Below are 18,537 nucleotides of genomic sequence, written 5' to 3' on the forward strand. Positions count from 1 at the left end.
CATAATCCAGGGATAAGCCTTCAGATACACAACAACCTCCAACAAGGTGGCTGTTGCAATCACCCCCAGAAATCGCCTGGGCTTTTGCGGGCATTAGTGTCTGCTCGCGAGAGAAAGGTCCCCTTAGAACTCGGTGCCCTTTTCCTCGTCGAGGACCTGGAAGTCGGTGCTCGTCATCTCCGAGAGCCTGCCGTAATAAATGCCGCGGGCCTTGGGCTCGATGATGGCCTGGTGGATGGGGATGGCGCGCGCGGGGGCGACGGCACGCAGGTAGTCGACGGCCTCGGACACCTTGAGCCACGGCGCGGCGGCGGGCGTGGCGAGGACGTCGACCGGCTCGCCCGGGGTGAACAGCGCGTCGCCGGGATGCATAAGGCGGGCGGGATGTTCACCGTCGCCGATGAGGTAGGAGATGTTGTCGATGATCGGGATTTCCGGATGGATGACGGCGTGTCGGCCGCCCGCGCCGCGCACCCGCAGGAAACCGATGCTGATCTCGTCGCCGACGTGCACGGGCTGCCATGGCGCGCCGAGTTGTTCGGCGGTTTGCGGATCGGCGTACAGCGCCGCCTGAGGATTGGCGTCTACCAGCGCGGGAAGGCGTTCGGTGTCGGCGTGATCGGGATGCTGATGGGTGATCAGGATCGCGTCCAGCCCGGTGATCCCTTCAAAGCCATGCGAGAAGGTTCCGGGATCGAACAGCACCGCGGTGGATTCGGAATCCTTCTTGAACTCGGCGAGTAGGCACGAATGTCCGAAATGCGTCAATTGCATGCCTATATTGTGCGCTCGGGGGTGGTGCCGTATGCGACTGTTGCTAGCGGCAGTTCTGGCCGCCTGGGGGCTGGCCGTTGCCCCGCTCGCGGTTGGCCCTGCCCACGCCGATCCGCTCGATTGCCCGCCGAACTGCGATCGCATTCCTGACTCGGCTTGGATCGATCCGACGGCGATCCCGCTGTACCCGACGTACCGCTGGCCGGGACTGGCCGGCATAGCGGTGACGGCCACCAATCCGCGCTTCCGCTTCGAGGAGGCCTGCAGCAGCCCTCCCGTCGCCGACGATCCCCGCAGCTTCGCCGTCGCCGCCAAGGCCGTCGTCTTCCAGCCGGAGGGGCAGTGGCAGCTGCAGGTCCAGGTGCTGCACTGGCGCGGCGAGGTGTGGCGCGGCGGCCAGCTGGCGTCGTCGGTGTTCGACAGGGCCGTGGCCGCGCTGCGTAGCTGTCAGATGACGTCGCCGCTGACGTCGCCGTCGTTCACCACCGACACCCCCAACCAGATCGCCGCGGTGATCAGCGGGGTGCTTCCCGGGCAACAGGTGCTGCATGAATACCTGCTGATCAACCCGTACAACAGCACGATCGTCGAGCTGGCGATGTGGTCTGCGTCACCGCCGCGCGTCGCATGGCCGATCGTGCCCGACGCGCAGATCCTCGACGCGATGAACGCCCCGCTGTGCACCGCGTACATCGATTCGTGCCGGTGAGGCGGTTGCCGCCGCTGCGCCGGTAGAGTGTGTCCGTGGCAAAGGTGGTCGTACACGTAATGCCGAAAGCGGAAATCCTCGACCCTCAAGGGCAGGCGATCGTCGGTGCACTCGGCCGCCTCGGCTACAAGGGAATATCAGATGTGCGGCAGGGCAAGCGATTTGAGCTCGAAGTCGACGACAGTGTCACCGATGAGACGGTCGCCGAAATCGCCGAATCGCTACTGGCGAACACCGTGATCGAAGACTGGTCAGTCAGCAGGGAGCCATCGTGACAGCACGCGTGGGGGTTATCACGTTCCCCGGCACACTCGACGACGTCGACGCCGCGCGGGCGGTCCGGCTGTCCGGCGCCGAGGCGGTCAGCCTGTGGCACGCCGACGCCGACCTCAAGGGAGTCGACGCCGTGATCGTGCCCGGCGGTTTCTCCTACGGCGACTACCTGCGCTGCGGCGCCATCGCCAAGTTCGCGCCGGTGATGAAGTCGGTCGTCGAGGCGGCCGAAGGCGGCATGCCGGTGTTGGGCATCTGCAACGGCTTTCAGGTGCTGTGCGAGGCGGGCCTGCTGCCGGGCGCGCTTACCCGCAACGCAGGTCTGCATTTCGTCTGCCGCGACGTGTGGCTGGAGGTGGCCAACAACACCACGGCGTGGACGACGCGCTTTGAACTCGGCGCCGACATACTGGTGCCGCTGAAGTCCGGCGAGGGCCGCTATGTCGCCTCCGAGGCCGTGCTCGACGAGCTCGAGGGCGACGGCAGGGTGGTGTTCCGCTATCGCGACAACCCGAACGGGTCGATGCGCGACATCGCGGGCATCTCGTCGGCGAACGGCCGCGTGGTAGGGCTGATGCCGCATCCCGAACATGCGACCGAGGCGCTCACCGGACCGTCCGACGACGGGCTCGGCTTGTTCCTGTCCGTGCTCGACGCGGTGCTCGCCGCGGCGTAGCGCGCTTACGCGGCAGGCCGGTCGGCGCGCTTGCCGCCGTCGACGGGGAGCACGACGCCGTTGATGTAACTCGCTGCGGGTGAAGCGAGGAACGCGACCGCCCGCGCGATCTCGTCGGGTTCACCGACGCGTTGCAGTGCCCTGGTGCGGCCGAGTCCGTCGACGATGTCGCCGAGTGCGGCGCTGCCTTCGGTCGGGATCGGCCCCGGCGCGATCCCGTTGACGCGCACGCCCGAGGCGCCGAATTCGTCGGCCCACAGTTTCGTCAGCAGGTCGAGTGCCGCCTTGCTGGCGCCGTAGATGCCCGCGCCCGCCGCCGGCGTGTCGGCCGCGACCGTGCTGATGTTGACCACGTTGCCTGCCCCGCGCTCGATCATGCCGGGCACCAGCTTCTGCACCAGGATGTATGGCGCCCGTACGTTGATGTCGAAATGGGCGTCGAAGTCGGCATCGCCGGTCTCGAACGTCGACGCGAAGCCATAGATGCCCGCGTTGTTGACCAGGATGTCGACGTCACCCGCTTCGACTGCGAGCCTGCGGACGTCGTCGGCGTCGGACAGGTCAGCGACGACGAAATGCGCTCTGCCGCCGAGGTTTTCGATGTCCTGGACGGCTTTGGCGCCGCGCTCGGCGTTGCGCCCGTGCACGATCACCTCCGCGCCGTGCCGGGCGAGTTCGACGGCTATGGCATAGCCGATCCCCGCTGTCGCCCCGGTGACCAGAGCTGTGCTGCCGTCGAATGTGTCGGTCATCTGACCCGCCTCCTGGCTTGGAAAAAGTTATGTCACCAGAAGGCGTGAAGGGTCCCGATTATTCCGCGGGCTGTGCGTGGCGCCGCCGACGGCCTTGCGAGCGTGCGCAAACGCGCGAGTTTCGACGGCGTGTCGCCTGCAGACACGCTCGCTCGCCGAGAAGGTGAGGGGCTCGCCGAGAAGGTGAGGGGCTCACCGAAAGGGGGCTCGGGGAACTCAGGTGGTGAGGGCTACCGAGGCTTCGGCGGTGTAGCAGAGGAACGTCAGCGTCTCCTGCAGGTAGAGCTGCACGGTGTCGGCGTCGTGCGACAAATAGCCGATCGACACGTCGGTGCCGAGTTGCAGATCGAAATCTCCGCCGCGCGTCGACAGGACGAACGCGCCGTCGATCGCGGGCGCCCAGATGATGTCGCCGTCGACAAGCCGATTCAAGTGCTCGCGCAGCGGATAGCCGTGCTCGGTGGTCTCGCTGACCAGTGTGTAGGCATCGGCCGACAGCAGCACGGAATACGGGCCGTCGACGCCGGCCAGTCGCAGCTCCGACAGCGCCTGCGAGATCACCTCGGGATAGTCGCCCGGGTCGCTGGGCAGCTTGAGCGCCGGATTCGAGCTGCAGGCGCGGATCCCGTCGATGGAGGCGCCCGCATAGCCCTCGAAGATCGCGCGATCCTCGACGAACGCCAGCCTCTTGGCGGCATCCTTGACCGGATCCCAGTCGGAGTCCTGCGCCCCGCGTTCGACGTCGTCGATGGCGCTGCGGGTCACCGTGAACGGGACCCGCAACTGCACGAGCGGCCGCGCTTCGCGAAGGCGCGCCACGACGCCGTCGCCTGGCGCGGGAACGTCGATCAGATGCCCGGTGCTGATCGCCGCGGTGGTGGGACCGCTCGGCCCGCTGACGTCGACGACGCGGCGTCCTGCGATGTGCCGCTTGAACGTTCGCGTCGCCTCCTCTTCGATCTGCGCCCACGCCTCTTCGGTGACCGGCGCGAGGTCCCGGTACAAGTTGTTCATTCAGATGTTCCTTTCAGGCTGCCGATGCGAAGTGATCCGTCACCCGAAGGTGTTGCGGGAGGCTCAGATTCGGGTTCATGCTCCGGCTCGGGTTCGGGTGTGGAAACCGAATCCGGAAGCGGCGGTGGGTCATCGAGAAAGTCGACCGTCGGCGTGAAGAACATCGAGCCGGTGATGGCGGTCGAGAAATCCAGGATGCGGTCGGTGTTACCCGGCGGGTCGCCGATGAACATGTTCTCCAGCATTCGCTCGGTGACCGACGCCGTGCGCGAGTAGGCGATGTAGTAGGTGCCGAATTCGCCCCTGCTGATATCGCCGAACGGCATGTTGTGCCGGACGATCTTCAGCTCGTTGCCGTCCTCGTCCTCGATCACGTTGAGCGCCAGGTGCGAATTGGGCGGCTTGTCGGCGTCGTCGAGTTCGATGTCATCGAGTTTCGTGCGGCCGATCACCCGCTCCTGCTCCTCGACCGACAGCGAGTTCCACGCGTCCAGGTCGTGCAGGTACTTCTGCACGTGCACATAGCAGCCGCCGGCGAAGTCGGGGTCCTCGTCGCCGATCTGCGTCGCGCTGCGGGCCAGCGGGCCGTCGGGATTCTCGGTGCCGTCGACGAAACCCATCAGGTCACGGTTGTCGAAGAACCGGAAGCCGTGCACCTCGTCGACGATCGTGATGGCGCCCTTCATCGACTCGGCGAGCTTGCCTGCCAGCTCGAAACACACGTCCATGGATTCGGCGCGGATGTGAAACAGCAGGTCGCCCGGTGTGGACGGCGCGCGGTGGCGTCCGCCGTCGAGCTCGATGAACGGGTGCAGCTCGGCCGGGCGGGGCCCGGCGAACAGTCGGTCCCAGGCGTCCGAGCCGATGGAGGCGACGGCCGACAGACGTTTCGCGGGATCGCGGAAGCCGATCGCACGCACCAGACTCGAGACGTCCGGCAGCGCGTCGTGCACGGTGGCGGCGGCTTCGGGTCCTTCGTTGATCGTGGCGACCAGGAAGATGGCCGAGGGTGTCAGCGGCTCCAACACGGGTTGAGGCAATGGCGCGGGCACGCTCTGACCCTAAAACACGGGTCGTCGGCGAAGATGGTCAACTATGTCGGCAAGTGCCAAGGGGTTGTGCGAATTCATCGACGCGTCGCCGTCGCCGTTCCACGTGTGCGCGACGGTCGCGCAGCGGCTGCGAGCTGCGGGTTTCCGCGAGCTGTCCGAACGCGATCCGTGGCCGGAATTCGGTGATTTCTTCACCGTTCGCGCCGGCTCGATGATCGCGTGGCGCGCGGGCAAGGAGTCGCGCGGCACGCCGTTCCGCGTCGTCGGCGCCCATACCGACAGCCCCAACCTGCGCGTCAAACAGCATCCCGATCGGTTCGTGTCCGGGTGGCGCATCGTCGCGCTGCAGCCCTACGGCGGCGCGTGGCTGAACTCGTGGCTGGACCGCGACCTCGGGGTGAGCGGCCGGCTGTCGGTGCGGGCAGGCGCGACCGTCGAGCATCGGTTGGTGCGCGTGGACGAGCCGGTCCTGCGGGTGCCGCAGCTGGCCATCCACCTGGCCGAGGACCGCAAATCGGTGTCGCTGGACCCGCAGCGCCACGTCAACGCGGTCTGGGGCGTGGGCAGCGAGCCGCGCAGCTTTTTGGCCTACATCGCCGAGCAGGCCGGGGTGCACGTCGACGACCTGTTGGGCTTCGACCTGATGACCCACGACCTGACGCCCTCGATGCTGGCCGGCGCCGACGGCGACCTGGTCAGCGCGCCGCGGCTGGACAACCAGTGCACCTGTTATGCGGGGTTGGAGGCCTTCCTGGCCGCCGAGTCGTCGCGGCAGCTGCCGGTGCTGGCGCTGTTCGACCACGAGGAAGTTGGGTCGCAATCGGACCACGGCGCGCAGTCGGAGCTGCTGGCGACCGTGCTCGAGCGGATCACGCTGGCCGCGGGCGGCGGCCGCGAGGATTTCCTGCGCAGGCTGGCGGACTCGATGGTGGCGTCGGGCGACATGGCGCACGCGACCCACCCGAACTATCCGGAGCGCCACGAGCCGTATCACCTGATCGAGGTCAACGCCGGGCCGGTGCTCAAGGTCCAGCCGAACCTGCGCTACGCCACCGACGGCCGCACCGCAGCGGCGTTCGCGCTGGCCTGCCAGCAGGCCGGGGTGCCGCTGCAGCGCTACGAACACCGCGCCGACCTGCCGTGCGGGTCGACGATCGGGCCGATGACCTCTGCGGGCACCGGCATCCCGACGGTGGACGTCGGTGCCGCGCAGCTGGCCATGCATTCGGCGCGCGAGGTGATGGGCGCTCACGACGTCGCGGCGTATTCCGCTGCGCTGCAAGCGTTCCTGTCGCCCGCCTGAGCGCTCAGATGCTCGCCGGGTCGACCTGGTCGTAGCGGATGACGTTCTCGACGACGACGCCGTCGCGGGTGCGGACACGGTCGAGTCCGCGGATCGCCAACGGACCGTCCGGCCCTGTGCCCCGGCCCACATAGTGCAGATACACCCGTTGTTCGCCGGGCGTGTCGCCGTCGACGGTGGCGCTGTCGAGCAGCTCGAGCTTCAGATCCGGGACGGCTTTCACCAGCGCGGCGATCCTGTCGGCGTAGGCCTCTCGGCCCCTGACCGGCTCCGGTTCACCCTGCCAGTAGCCGACGATGTCGTCGGCCAGGATGTCGCCGATGCGGTCGACGGTCGGCGCCGCCCAGAACGCCGCCCACATCTCGGCGCTGAAAGTCGGCCTGGTTTCGGTGTTCGTCACGCTTCCTCCTTCAGTGGCTGCGTCCGGGAGTGGACGCGCTACGCCAAAGCCTGCGGGTGGGAGCGTGCCTATTCAATTACGCGCCAGGTAATGACACCCGCGACGCGGGTCGGGGTGTCACCGCGCTGATCTAGGGTCGGCGCATGGCACTCAAGACCGAGAACATCACGTTCGACACCACCGACCCCGAGCGGCTCGCCGACTGGTGGGCGCGCGCGCTCGACGGACAGGTAAATCCCATCGCACCACCGTTTTTCGTCGCCGTGACCCGTGCGGAGGGTCCCGGTTTGGCTTTCCAGAAGGTCGAGGATCCAACGCCGGGCAAGAACCGGGTGCACATCGACTTCAGCACCGACGACGTGCAGGCCGAAGTCAAGCGGCTCGTCGAGCTCGGCGCGACGGAGACCGGCAGGCACAGCTTCGGCGACTTCTCTTGGGTGGTGCTCGCCGACCCGGACGGGCACGCGTTCTGCGTGGCGCCTGCCGACGGCTGACGACGCGACAGGAGGCGTACAGCCGCGGCACGTGTCGACGCAGTCAGCCCTTGTTGCCGTTGTGGACGACGCTCTGCCAGAGATCGGACCACTCCGAGTACTGCTCGGAAATGGTCTCGACGTCAGAGTCGATCGGCTCGATTTTCACACCGCCGAAGCTTTCCGCCGCGAGCGCCTCGTTGCTGGGGGTGCGGCTGTCTTCGATGAAGGCTTGCTGCCCCTCAGGGCCCAGGATGAAGTCCTGCAGCAGCAGCGCACCGGCCGGGTTGGCCGCGTCGCATGTCGCAGCGACGGTTGTCACTTCGGCGACCACCGGAACCTGCACGGGCGTGAACTCCAACGGAGCGCCCTTGGCCTGCAACTCACGAATGCGTGCGATGTAGATGTTGGCGGCAATGCCATATTGACCGGCGACGACGAGGTCGGCTGTGGCGGTGTGGCCATCGGTGATTGCCGAGTTGGCGGCAATATCCTTGAACAACTGCACCGCCTGATCTTTTGTCATGCCCTGTGTCTGAAGGTAATTAACCAGTGAGGCGAACCAGAACACGTCGCTGCCCTCGAGGGCGAGCTTGCCCTTGAACCGGGGGTCTTTGAGATCTTCCAACGATTTCGGGGACTGATCGGCGGGTATGGCGTTGGTGTTCCACACCGGCACGATGTAGCTGAGCCGGTCGCCGGTGAAGTTGTCGAAGCGTGCGCTTTCGGTCACGCCGTCGATGAAGGGTGAGTCGGCAGGTGCGAGCAGCTTGTTCTGGTCGAGTATCGCCATCTCGAGCGAGTCGAGCTCGATGAGGTCGGCGCCTGCGAAATTGGCCTGCGACTCCTGTAGCACCCGCTCGCGGATCTGCTCGCTGCCCGCCCGGTACACGCTGACATGTAGCCCGTCGTACTTGTCTTCGAACGGATCGGTGATGATCGTCGGATCGTTCACCTCGCCGTAGAGGTTGATCGTTCCGTCGTTCGAATTCTTGGCCTCATCGAGAAGCGTTTTCTCCCGATCCTGCGGCGGCATCCCTTTGAGCTTGTCCTGCAACGCCACGATGGCGCTGTCAGCACACTTGTCTGATCCGCCGGACGGATCCGATGATCCGGACTCCGACCCGCCGGGTGCAGAACAACCCGCCATCAAGAGTGCAGCCGACAGCAGGAACCCGAATAGCCCTCGCTGCGAGATGGAACCGCGAACCATCATCGTTCTCTCCAACGGTGTGGGATAGGAAGCCTTGTCAGGCAGTCGTATTCGAGAACTGCGAGCCCTTGAACTTGCGCGGACGATGGTCGATGCGCTCATCGGGATCGACGCGTGGATCGCGGGCGGCTACGTGAAGAATTTCGAGCAATTCGTCGCCGGTACCCTCGAACCAGTACGGAAAGTTGTGCTCGATCAGGATGCCCTGCATCGGGCCCAGGTCCCCGATCACCTGATCGTTCTCGTCGTAAAACCTCGCACGGCCCTTGAGCACGAACCAGAATCCGTCATTGCCGGTATGGCTGTGCAGGTTGTTGGCGCCCGTCTCGCCGAGGACCTGTATGTCGGCGTCGAGCAGAGGAGTACGGCATAGCCGGAAGTGCTTCTTTGGCGCGTTGAACGGCGGTGGCGTGCCGACGTATTCGAACGTGACTGGGGTCGCGCGCTTCGTGGAATCGTCCATCGGCACTCCGTTCGATGACGAGATATTGCATTGTGAATTCGAAATATTGAATACACACCCTAGAACCGCCGGTATGCCCGGTCAAGAGTCGGATGACGACGCGCCAGATGTAGGCGTACAGCGCGGCAGGCGTCGGCGCTGGAAAGACCCCGGTCGTGCTGCTGTCGTTGATCGCCTGTTCGCTGGTGCTGGCCGGTTGGGCGCTCGGCGCGGGCCGGCTGGAGCGGATGCGGCTGACCGCGCCGATGGTGCTGGTGTTGGCCGGCATCGCCGTCGGGTTCACCACCCAGGACGTGCTGGCCGAGTCGCTGAACACCGAGGTTGTGCAGCATATCGCCGAAATCGTGCTCGCCGTACTGCTTTTCGTCGATGCCACCGATGTGCGCGGTGGACTGTTCGGCAGCCAGCCGCGCGCCGCGATGCGGGTGCTTTTCATCGCCATGCCGTTGAGCCTGGCGTCGGCGGTCGCGCTGGGGCTGTGGCTGCTGCCGCACCAGTCGTGGGCGGTGTTGCTGATCATCGCGTGCGTGGTGGTGCCCACCGACTTCGCCCCCGCCGCCTCTATTCTGCGCGACCACCGCGTCCCGGAGCGGGTGCGCAACGTGCTCAACGTCGAGGCCGGCTACAACGACGGCATCGTCTCGCCGTTGTTCATTTTCGCGCTCGCGCTGGCGGGTGACCGGACGCACGCCACGACGCCGATGGCGGCGTTGGGTTCGGCGGTGCCGCAGGCGATCAAGGCGATCCTGGTCGGTGTCGCCGTCGGCGCGGCGTTGGCAGTGCTGACCAACCGCGCCGCCGCGCGCGGCGTGATGACCGAGCAGAGCAAGCGGCTGATCCTCGTCACCGCCCCGCTGCTGGCGTTCGGGCTGAGCCTGGCCGTCGACGGCAACGGCTTCGTCTCGGCGTTCGTCTGCGGCATCGCGTTCAACTACCTGAGGCACTCGGCTGCGCTGCGAGCCGAGCTGGAATTGCTCGACGACATCGGCTTTCTTCTGTCGGCGGCGATGTGGTTCGTATTCGGGGCGACCGCGGTGCTGGCGCTGAGCCTTGGCGTGTCGTGGGGGATGGTGCTGTTCTGCCTGCTGGCGTTGACGGTGGTGCGGTTGGCGCCGGTGGTGATCGCGATGCTCGGTTCGTCGTTTCCGTGGCCGGAGCGGCTTCTGCTCGGCTGGCTCGGCCCGCGCGGCACCACCTCGATCGTCTTCGGCCTGCTGGCATTCAATGTGCTGCCCGGCGACCCCGAACGAGTGGCGCTGGTCACCATGGTTCTCGCGGTGCTGGCCAGCGTGGTGCTGCACGGCGCGACCGCGTCCGCGGCTGCACGCGCATATCGAAGGTCGCAAACTAGACTGGCCGCGTGACCTCGGAGCTCAGCCATACCGACCCCGCAGGCGCGAGCCCAGTCGTCGATACCGTCGAGCACGCCGCGGTGACTCCGGACCAGCCGCAGCCGTTCCGGGAGCTGGGCCTCAAGGACGACGAGTATCAGCGCATCCGCGAAATCCTCGGCCGCAGGCCCACCGACGCCGAACTGGCGATGTATTCGGTGATGTGGAGCGAGCACTGCAGCTACAAGTCCTCCAAGGTGCACCTGCGCTACTTCGGCGAGACCACCACGGAGAAGATGCGTTCGGCGATGCTCGCAGGCATCGGCGAGAACGCCGGCGTGGTCGACATCGGCGACGGTTGGGCGGCCACCTTCAAGGTCGAGTCGCACAACCACCCGTCCTACGTCGAGCCGTATCAGGGCGCCGCGACCGGCGTCGGCGGAATCGTCCGCGACATCATGGCCATGGGCGCACGGCCTGTCGCGGTGATGGACCAGCTGAGATTCGGCGCCGCGGACGCGCCCGACACCCGCCGCGTCGTCGACGGCGTCGTGCGCGGCATCGGCGGATACGGAAACTCGTTGGGGCTGCCCAACATCGGTGGCGAAACCGTCTTCGACGCCTCCTACGCCGGCAACCCGTTGGTGAACGCGCTGTGCGTCGGGGTGCTGCGCAAGGAGGACCTGCACCTGGCGTTCGCGTCGGGCACCGGCAACAAGATCATCCTGTTCGGCGCGCGCACCGGCCTCGACGGCATCGGCGGGGTGTCGGTGCTGGCCAGCGACACCTTCGGCGGCGATGAAGCAGGCGCAGGCCGCAAGAAGCTGCCCAGCGTTCAGGTCGGCGACCCGTTCATGGAGAAGGTGCTCATCGAGTGCTGCCTTGAGCTGTACGCCGCCGGCCTCGTGGTGGGCATCCAGGACCTCGGCGGAGCCGGATTATCTTGTGCGACATCTGAACTCGCCTCCGCGGGTGACGGCGGCATGGCGATCGAACTGGACAAGGTGCCGCTGCGCGCGGCCAACATGACCCCGGCGGAGATCCTGTCCAGCGAATCGCAGGAACGGATGTGCGCCGTCGTCACACCCGAGAACGTCGACGCGTTCATGGCCGTGTGCCGCAAGTGGGAGGTGCTGGCCACCGTCATCGGCGAGGTCACCGACGGCGACCGGCTCAAGGTCACCTGGCACGGCCAGACCGTCGTCGACGTGCCGCCGCGCACCGTCGCGCACGAGGGCCCGGTGTACGAGCGGCCCGTGGCGCGCCCACACACCCAGGACGCGCTCAACGCCGACACATCGGACACGCTGCCGCGACCGGAAACCGGCGCGCAGCTGCGCGACACCCTGCTGGCAATGATCGGCAGCCCGCATCTGTGCAGCCGCTCCTTCATCACCGAGCAGTACGACCGCTACGTGCGCGGCAACACCGTGCTCGCCGAGCACGCCGACGCCGGAATGCTGCGGGTCGACGAGGTCACCGGCCGCGGCATCGCGATCTCAACCGACGCCTCCGGCCGCTACACCCAACTCGATCCCTACACCGGCGCGCAGCTCGCGCTGGCCGAGGCCTACCGTAACGTCGCGGTGACCGGCGCGACCCCGATCGCCGTCACCAACTGCCTGAACTTCGGATCCCCTGAAGACCCCGGCGTGATGTGGCAGTTCTCCGAAGCGGTCCGCGGTTTGGCCGATGGCTGTGTCGCTCTTGGCGTTCCGGTCACCGGCGGCAACGTCAGCTTCTACAACCAGACCGGTTCGACGGCCATTCTGCCCACCCCCGTCGTCGGTGTGCTCGGCGTGATCGACGACGTCCATCGCCGCATCCCCTCCGGGCTGGGCACGGAGCCGGGGGAGACCCTGCTGCTGCTCGGCGAAACCCGTGACGAGTTCGACGGTTCCATCTGGGCGCAGGTCACCGCCGACCACCTTGGCGGATTCCCGCCGCAGGTCGACTTCGCACGGGAACAGCTGCTCGCCGAGGTGCTGGCCGCCGCGTCCCGCGACGGGCTGGTGTCCGCCGCACACGACCTGTCCGAAGGTGGACTGATCCAGGCCGTCGTCGAGGCGGCGCTGGCGGGCGAAACCGGTTGCCGCATCATCATTCCCGAAGACCAGAATCCGTTCGTCGCGTTGTTCTCCGAATCCGCGGGCCGGGTGCTGGTCGCCGTCCCACGCACCGAGGAGAGCCGGTTCCGGTCCATGTGCGAGGCGCGCGGCCTGCCCGTGACGCGTATCGGCGTGGTGGATCAGGGAAGCGACGCCGTCGAAGTGCAGGACCAGTTCACGGTGTCGCTGGAGGAGTTGCGCAGCACGTCGGAAGGTGTGCTGCCCGGGTTATTCGGGTGAGTGTCCCCACCGAGGCCATCACCGGCGAGCACGTCGCCGCCACCCACGAACGCAAACACCGGCATCCGCTGCTGTCCTGGGCGTGGAGCCTGGTGCGACTCGACTTCGTCGGGGTGGCGTTCGGTGCGCTGTTCTTCTGCCTGTCGCTGACGCCGTCACTGCTGCCGCGCGACTGGCTATTTCAGGGCCTGATCGGCGGGCTGAACGCGGCCATCGGGTACGGCATCGGCGTGTTCATCGGGAAGATGGTGCGCCGCTTCGTGCTACGTCGTCGCGCCTGGTGGCCGCCGTCGAAGCGGATCCTCTACGCACTGAAGGCCGTCATTGTGTCGCTGTCGACGGCCGCCTGCCTGCTGATGCTGGTGCCCGCGGCGGCGTGGCAGCGGCGGGTCTCCGAAGAGATGGGCTTGGAGGGTCCGGAGACGCCGGGCTATCTGCGCACGCTGATCATCGCCGCGCTGGTCATGGCGGTCTGCGTGTCCGTGACGCGCCTGCTGATCGACATCATCAGGACGATGGCGCGGTACTTCATCCGGCGATGGCGCCTGCACGACGAGGTGGCGCTGTTCATCGGCACCGCGATCGTCGTCGTGTTGGTGATCACGCTGATCAACGGCGTTCTGGTGCGCGGCTTCCTGGCCGGCGCCAACCGGGTGTTCCAGCCGCAGAACACCACCACCAGGCCGGGCGTAACACAGCCGTTGGCGCCCGAAAGATCCGGCAGCCCAGCGTCATTCGCCCAGTGGGACACGCTTGGATATCAGGGCAGGAACTTCGTCGCGACCGGGCCGGACGCCGAGGAGCTCACCCGCATCAACGGCGTGCCCGCCAAGGAGCCGATCCGGGTGTACGCCGGGCTGCAGACCGCGGACACGCCCGAAGAACGCATGGCCGTGGTGCTGAGCGAACTCGAACGCACCGGCGCCTTCAACAGGAAGGTGTTGGTGATCATCCCGACGACGGGCACCGGATGGGTGAACCCGATCGCGGCGCGGGCGATCGAGTTGATGTACAACGGCGACACCGCGCTGGTGGCGTCGCAGTACTCCTATCTGCCCAGCTGGATTTCGTTCCTCGGCGACCGCGAAAAGTCGATGCACGCCGGTCGGCTGCTGATCAACTCGATCCACGAGCGGTGGGCGCGGCTGCCCGCCGACCGGCGGCCCAAGCTGATGCTGTACGGCGAGAGCCTGGGCTCGATGGCCGGGCAGGCCGCGTTTAACTGGCTGCCCGACATCTCGCGGATGGGCTTCGAGTCGGTGCTGTGGGTGGGGCCGCCGAACGCCAGCCCGCTGTGGAAAGCCATCACCGAGCGCCGCGATCCGGGGACGCCCGAGGTGGCGCCGCGCTACGACAACGGCCGCACCGTGCGGTTCACCCAGGCCAACAACAGCGAACAGATCGTTCGCGACACCGAAGCGCCGTGGCAGGGCACGCGGGTGCTGTTCATGCAACACGCATCCGACCCGATCGTCTGGTGGTCGGAGGATCTGCTGTTCACCCGCCCGGACTGGCTGCGCGAGCCGCCAGGCCTGGACCGAACGCCGACCATGCGGTGGTATCCCATCGTCACGTTCTGGCAGGTGGCCGCCGACATGACCAACGCCAGCTCGGTGCCCGGCGGGCACGGCCACAACTACGGCGAGTTCATCCTCGACGGCTGGGCCGCCGTCGCACCGCCCGACGGCTGGACGTCGGAGGACACCGAGCGCATCCGGCTCGCGCTGGAGAAGACGGCGGCCGAGGACGGACCCGAATACTAGTGCGCGCCAAACGATTTCGTGCCATAGCGCTGGCGGCGGCGTTGGTGCTGTGGAACGGGGTGATCGGGCCGCGGATCCCGCCGCGCGCCCACCCGCTGGTGCACGCGACGCTGGGCGCGGCGTTGGCGGCGGCCACCCGCGCTCCGCTGGGTCTTCGGCCGCCGCGGCTGTTGTCGGGGCTGCGGACGGGAGCGGCTGTCGCGGCACCGGTGCTCACCGGGGTGGCGGCGTCGACGCCGCTGACGCGGGTGCGTGCGGCGATGGCCGCCCGCGAATTGCCGCCGCACCAGGCCCGCTGGCTGCTGCTGGGCATCCCCGTCGGCACGGTGTGGTCGGAGGAGGCGGCGTTCCGCGGGGCGCTGGCCACCGTCGCCGCCGAGGCGTTCGGGCCGACGGGCGGGCGATTGTTGCAGTCGCTGGCGTTCGGCTTGTCGCACATCGCCGACGCCCGCGCCACCGGCGCGCCGGTGGTCGGCACCGTGCTCGGCACGGGCCTCGCGGGCTGGTTCTTCGCGGTATTGGCCGAGCGCAGCGGCAGCCTGGCCGCACCGATGCTGGCGCATTTAGCGATCAACGAGGCCGGCGCGCTGGCCGCGATCGGCGTGCAACGCAGGCCGCGCTAGTGGCGCGCGAGCCCCGCGCGTAGTTCTCCGCGAGACGGAAACCTCGCAGGCCTCCACTCGCACTTTTCCTGCCGGAATGCCGTTTCGCGGGCTAGGGGTTGATGGTGGCCTCGCCGATCTGGCGGCCCCACACGTAGTCGCTGACCAGCGGTGTGGCGATCTCGAAGTGGTTGTACGGCGCGATGCTGTAGCCGGTGTCCATCACCAGATACGGGAACGGCCACAGATCCTTGGTGACCTTCTGCCAGCAGCCTGGACGGCCCTCCGGCCCACCGCGCGCGTTCACCCGCGGCAGATTGTCGGGATAGATGAACGGATTGCCCGGCAGCAGCACGGTCCCGTACGACTTGAGCGCATAGCCGTTGTCACCGCCCAACACCTTCGCCAGCCGCGGGCCGACCTCGGCGTAGTTGCGGGTGGTGCAGAAGATCATGCCGCGGTACTCGTCGAGCAGCTTCGTCGTCGGCAGCAGATCCTCGGCCGCGCGCACAAAATAGGGGCCGCCGCGCTCGAAGCTCTCGGCGGCCGTGTCGCTGAACCCGATCGAGGCCATCAGCGCGCGGTCGATGTTGCCGCGCTGGTCGTTGAGGGCGGTCGCGGTGGTGACGGCGTTCTGCAGGCCGCCCCACAGGTCGGGCGAGGCGCCGGCGTAGACGTCGGCGAGGTCCGCCAGCGCCCGCAGATCCGTGCGGATCTGCGGCATCCGAGGCATCAGGTCGTCGATGATCGTGTTCGCGTTCATCAGCGAGTCGCCGAACCGCGCGCCCAGCCCGGTGAACGCCTCAGCGGTGGCGGTCAGCGTGGCGTTGAGCTTCACGGGGTCGACCTGCTCGGCGATCGACATCACCGTCTCGAACACCGTGTTGAACTCCGTGGTCACCGACGCCGCCTCGATCACATCGCCATTCGAAATACGTTGCGCACTAGGATTTTTCGGCGAGTTGAACGATACGTACTTGTTGCCGAACACGGTCGTCGCGTTGATGTCGGCTACGACGTTGGCCGGGATGAACCGAAGGTAGCGATCTTCGACGTTGAGCGTCAGCGCGGCTTTCGACGTGCCGTCGATGTCGACGTGGTGCACGCCGTCGACCTTGCCGATCTCCACGCCGTTGAACGTGACCTTCGAGCCGGGATCGACCACCAGCCCGGCCCGCGAAGACAGCACGGTCAGCTGTGTTTTCGAGGTGAGCTCGCCGCGGAACTGCAGATAGAGCAGGCTTGCCGCGACGGCCATCAGCACCACCGAGATCGCGCCGGCCACCTTGTAAGGGGGTTTATCGCGATCGACAAACACCTTGAGACACTAAAGTATGCCCGCTCGCCGCACCGCCGATCCGGTGAAGACTCGCGCCGCAGTCGTCGCGCTCGGCGAGTGGTTGCGCGACGAGAACCGGCCTGCGCCTGAGCGATCCGCGCTCGCAGAAGCGGTCCGACTGACCGCGCGCACTCTCGCCGCTGCCGCGCCTGGCGCCAGCGTCGAGGTGCGGGTGCCGCCGTTTGTTGCGGTGCAGTGCATTTCGGGGCCGCGGCACACCCGCGGCACGCCGCCCAACGTCGTCGAGACCGATCCGCGCACCTGGCTGCTGCTGGCGACGGGCCTGCTCGGCGTCGACGACGCCGCCGCCAGCGGCGCGCTGGCGCTCTCCGGCGCCCGCGCCCCCGAGATCGCCGGGGTGCTGCCCGTCGTGCCGCTGGGCGCGTGACGGACGCCACTTGCGGGAATCGCGGTCCAGGCAGCAAGCGTTTATCGATTCGCGACATCTGCCCTGCAATTCCGTGATCAAGCGCCGGTGACCGTAGACTGGCGTCGTCACCCATCGCCCCCTGGAGCAGCCATATCGTGACCGGCGACGAGACCGATACCGAACCAAGAGAAGAGTGCGGCGTATTCGGCGTCTGGGCGCCGGGTGAAGAGGTCGCCAAGCTGACGTATTACGGGCTCTACGCCCTGCAGCACCGCGGCCAGGAAGCCGCAGGTATCGCCGTCGCCGACGGCTCGCAGGTGCTGGTGTTCAAGGACTTGGGCCTGGTCAGCCAGGTTTTCGACGAGCAGACGCTGGCCGCCATGGAGGGCCACGTAGCGATCGGACACTGCCGCTACTCCACGACCGGTTCCACCACATGGGAGAACGCGCAGCCCGTGTTCCGCAACACGGCGGCGGGCACCGGCGTCGCGCTGGGACACAACGGCAACCTGGTCAACGCGACGGAATTGGCGACGCGGGCCCGCGAGGCCGGCCTGCTCAACACCCGCGGCACCAGCGCCGCCACCACCGACTCCGACATCCTGGGCGCGTTGCTGGCCCACGGCGCCGCCGACTCGTCGCTCGAGCAGGCGGCACTGGAGCTGCTGCCGACGGTGCGCGGCGCGTTCTGCCTGACCTTCATGGACGAGAACACGCTGTACGCCGCGCGTGACCCCTACAGTGTGCGGCCGCTGTCGCTGGGGCGTCTCGACCGCGGCTGGGTCGTCGCCTCCGAGACCGCCGCGCTGGACATCGTCGGCGCATCCTTCGTCCGCGACATCGAGCCGGGCGAGTTGCTGGCCATCGACGCCGACGGGGTGCGGTCCAGCCGGTTCGCCCCGCCCTCGCCGAAGGGCTGCGTCTTCGAATACGTCTACCTGGCCCGGCCGGACAGCACGATCGGCGGCCGATCGGTGCACAAGACCCGCGTCGACATCGGGCGCAGGCTCGCCCAGGAGCGGCCGGTCGACGCCGACCTGGTGATCGGCGTACCCGAGTCAGGCACCCCCGCCGCGGTGGGCTATGCGCAGGAGTCCGGCATCCCGTTCGGGCAGGGCCTGACCAAGAACGCCTACGTCGGGCGCACGTTCATCCAGCCGTCGCAGACCATTCGTCAGCTCGGCATCCGGCTCAAGCTCAACCCGCTGCGCGAGGTGATCCGCGGCAAGCGGCTCATCGTCGTCGACGACTCCATCGTGCGCGGCAACACCCAGCGGGCCCTGGTGCGGATGCTGCGTGAGGCCGGGGCCGTCGAGGTGCATGTGCGGATCGCGTCGCCGCCGGTGAAGTGGCCGTGCTTCTACGGCATCGACTTCGCCACCCCGGCCGAGTTGATCGCCAACGCCGTCGAAGACGAGGACGAGATGGTCGAGGCCGTCCGCCATGGCATCGGCGCCGACACCCTGGGCTACATCTCGCAGCAGGGAATGATCGCGGCCACCGAGCAGCCCGCGTCGCGGTTGTGCTCGGCATGCTTCGACGGCAAGTACCCGATCGAGTTGCCCGGCGAGACCGCGCTGGGCAAGAACGTCATCGAGCACATGCTGGCGACCGCGGCGCGCACCGGCATGCCCGTGCAGGCCGAGAACGACAACGCGTCGGCGCTGCGCCGACCCTAGACC

General features: G+C 67.5%; 19 protein-coding genes. 11 read left to right on the plus strand and 8 right to left on the minus strand.

Features of this window, described 5'->3' with window-relative positions; all coding sequences use genetic code 11:
• Positions 1-123 precede the first annotated feature (123 nt).
• Positions 124-774, minus strand: coding sequence for an MBL fold metallo-hydrolase (locus tag CQY20_RS20255; protein ID WP_163701199.1), 651 nt, complete (start codon positions 772-774; stop codon positions 124-126).
• Between the two features lie 31 nt (positions 775-805).
• Between CQY20_RS20255 and CQY20_RS20260 the strand changes: the two genes are divergently transcribed.
• The 3 genes from CQY20_RS20260 to purQ are packed head-to-tail and all read left to right on the plus strand — an operon-like array spanning position 806 to position 2,432.
• Positions 806-1,483, plus strand: coding sequence for an ATPase (locus tag CQY20_RS20260; RefSeq protein WP_097941932.1), 678 nt, complete (start codon positions 806-808; stop codon positions 1,481-1,483).
• A gap of 35 nt (positions 1,484-1,518) precedes the next feature.
• The gene (purS, locus tag CQY20_RS20265) at positions 1,519-1,758 is read left to right on the plus strand and encodes a phosphoribosylformylglycinamidine synthase subunit PurS (protein WP_097941933.1); all 240 of its coding nucleotides are present in this window, start codon (positions 1,519-1,521) and stop codon (positions 1,756-1,758) included.
• Entirely contained in the window at positions 1,755-2,432 is a 678-nt protein-coding gene (gene purQ, locus CQY20_RS20270; protein ID WP_097941879.1) for a phosphoribosylformylglycinamidine synthase subunit PurQ, read from the plus strand. The genes purS and purQ overlap by 4 nt, the downstream gene beginning before the upstream one ends.
• A gap of 5 nt (positions 2,433-2,437) precedes the next feature.
• Here the strand turns inward: purQ and CQY20_RS20275 are convergent, their stop codons facing one another.
• The 3 genes from CQY20_RS20275 to CQY20_RS20285 form a co-directional block, all read right to left on the minus strand.
• Positions 2,438-3,184 (minus strand): SDR family NAD(P)-dependent oxidoreductase, encoded by a 747-nt coding sequence (locus CQY20_RS20275; RefSeq protein WP_097941880.1) that lies wholly within the window; start codon positions 3,182-3,184, stop codon positions 2,438-2,440.
• 216 nt (positions 3,185-3,400) lie between these two features.
• A complete protein-coding gene (locus CQY20_RS20280; protein ID WP_097941881.1) occupies positions 3,401-4,198 on the minus strand; it encodes a family 1 encapsulin nanocompartment shell protein in 798 nt (265 codons plus the stop codon).
• Complete coding sequence (locus CQY20_RS20285) at positions 4,195-5,250, minus strand: Dyp-type peroxidase (RefSeq protein WP_097941882.1); 1,056 nt, start codon at positions 5,248-5,250, stop codon at positions 4,195-4,197. The genes CQY20_RS20280 and CQY20_RS20285 overlap by 4 nt, the downstream gene beginning before the upstream one ends.
• A gap of 43 nt (positions 5,251-5,293) precedes the next feature.
• On the opposite strand from CQY20_RS20285, the gene CQY20_RS20290 reads away from it, so the two are divergent.
• Positions 5,294-6,553: a M18 family aminopeptidase gene (locus CQY20_RS20290; protein ID WP_097941883.1), complete on the plus strand. Its 1,260-nt coding sequence runs from the start codon at positions 5,294-5,296 to the stop codon at positions 6,551-6,553.
• 4 nt (positions 6,554-6,557) lie between these two features.
• Here the strand turns inward: CQY20_RS20290 and CQY20_RS20295 are convergent, their stop codons facing one another.
• A complete protein-coding gene (locus CQY20_RS20295; RefSeq protein ID WP_234816331.1) occupies positions 6,558-6,953 on the minus strand; it encodes a nuclear transport factor 2 family protein in 396 nt (131 codons plus the stop codon).
• 143 nt (positions 6,954-7,096) lie between these two features.
• Here CQY20_RS20295 and CQY20_RS20300 point away from each other — a divergent pair, with 143 nt between their 5' ends.
• Positions 7,097-7,447: a VOC family protein gene (locus tag CQY20_RS20300; protein ID WP_097941884.1), complete on the plus strand. Its 351-nt coding sequence runs from the start codon at positions 7,097-7,099 to the stop codon at positions 7,445-7,447.
• A 43-nt stretch (positions 7,448-7,490) separates the two neighbouring features.
• Here the strand turns inward: CQY20_RS20300 and CQY20_RS20305 are convergent, their stop codons facing one another.
• Both CQY20_RS20305 and CQY20_RS20310 read right to left on the minus strand, forming a co-directional pair.
• Positions 7,491-8,642, minus strand: a complete 1,152-nt coding sequence (locus CQY20_RS20305) for an ABC transporter substrate-binding protein (protein ID WP_165789279.1) — start codon at positions 8,640-8,642, stop codon at positions 7,491-7,493.
• Between the two features lie 34 nt (positions 8,643-8,676).
• Entirely contained in the window at positions 8,677-9,102 is a 426-nt protein-coding gene (locus tag CQY20_RS20310; RefSeq protein WP_097941886.1) for a cupin domain-containing protein, read from the minus strand.
• A gap of 155 nt (positions 9,103-9,257) precedes the next feature.
• Here CQY20_RS20310 and CQY20_RS20315 point away from each other — a divergent pair, with 155 nt between their 5' ends.
• From CQY20_RS20315 to CQY20_RS20330, 4 genes are read left to right on the plus strand one after another with little or no spacing between them, the layout of a single operon-like run.
• Entirely contained in the window at positions 9,258-10,466 is a 1,209-nt protein-coding gene (locus CQY20_RS20315; RefSeq protein ID WP_097941887.1) for a cation:proton antiporter, read from the plus strand.
• Positions 10,463-12,781 carry a phosphoribosylformylglycinamidine synthase subunit PurL gene (purL, locus tag CQY20_RS20320; RefSeq protein WP_097941888.1) on the plus strand — a complete coding sequence of 773 codons (2,319 nt, stop codon included), beginning with the start codon at positions 10,463-10,465 and terminating at the stop codon, positions 12,779-12,781. The genes CQY20_RS20315 and purL overlap by 4 nt, the downstream gene beginning before the upstream one ends.
• A 17-nt stretch (positions 12,782-12,798) precedes the next feature.
• Positions 12,799-14,544 (plus strand): alpha/beta hydrolase, encoded by a 1,746-nt coding sequence (locus CQY20_RS20325; RefSeq protein ID WP_443093928.1) that lies wholly within the window; start codon positions 12,799-12,801, stop codon positions 14,542-14,544.
• The gene (locus CQY20_RS20330) at positions 14,544-15,167 is read left to right on the plus strand and encodes an Rv0804 family intramembrane glutamic endopeptidase (RefSeq protein ID WP_097941889.1); all 624 of its coding nucleotides are present in this window, start codon (positions 14,544-14,546) and stop codon (positions 15,165-15,167) included. Before CQY20_RS20325 ends, CQY20_RS20330 begins: the two co-directional genes overlap by 1 nt.
• 91 nt (positions 15,168-15,258) lie before the next feature.
• Here the strand turns inward: CQY20_RS20330 and CQY20_RS20335 are convergent, their stop codons facing one another.
• Entirely contained in the window at positions 15,259-16,464 is a 1,206-nt protein-coding gene (locus CQY20_RS20335; protein ID WP_097941890.1) for an MCE family protein, read from the minus strand.
• 16 nt (positions 16,465-16,480) lie between these two features.
• Between CQY20_RS20335 and CQY20_RS20340 the strand changes: the two genes are divergently transcribed.
• Positions 16,481-16,873, plus strand: a complete 393-nt coding sequence (locus CQY20_RS20340; protein WP_097941891.1) for a sterol carrier family protein — start codon at positions 16,481-16,483, stop codon at positions 16,871-16,873.
• Between the two features lie 137 nt (positions 16,874-17,010).
• Positions 17,011-18,534, plus strand: coding sequence for an amidophosphoribosyltransferase (purF, locus tag CQY20_RS20345; RefSeq protein ID WP_097941892.1), 1,524 nt, complete (start codon positions 17,011-17,013; stop codon positions 18,532-18,534).
• Positions 18,535-18,537 lie beyond the last annotated feature (3 nt).

The sequence above is a fragment of the Mycolicibacterium agri genome (genome assembly GCF_002553505.1).
Taxonomy (GTDB): domain Bacteria; phylum Actinomycetota; class Actinomycetes; order Mycobacteriales; family Mycobacteriaceae; genus Mycobacterium; species Mycobacterium agri.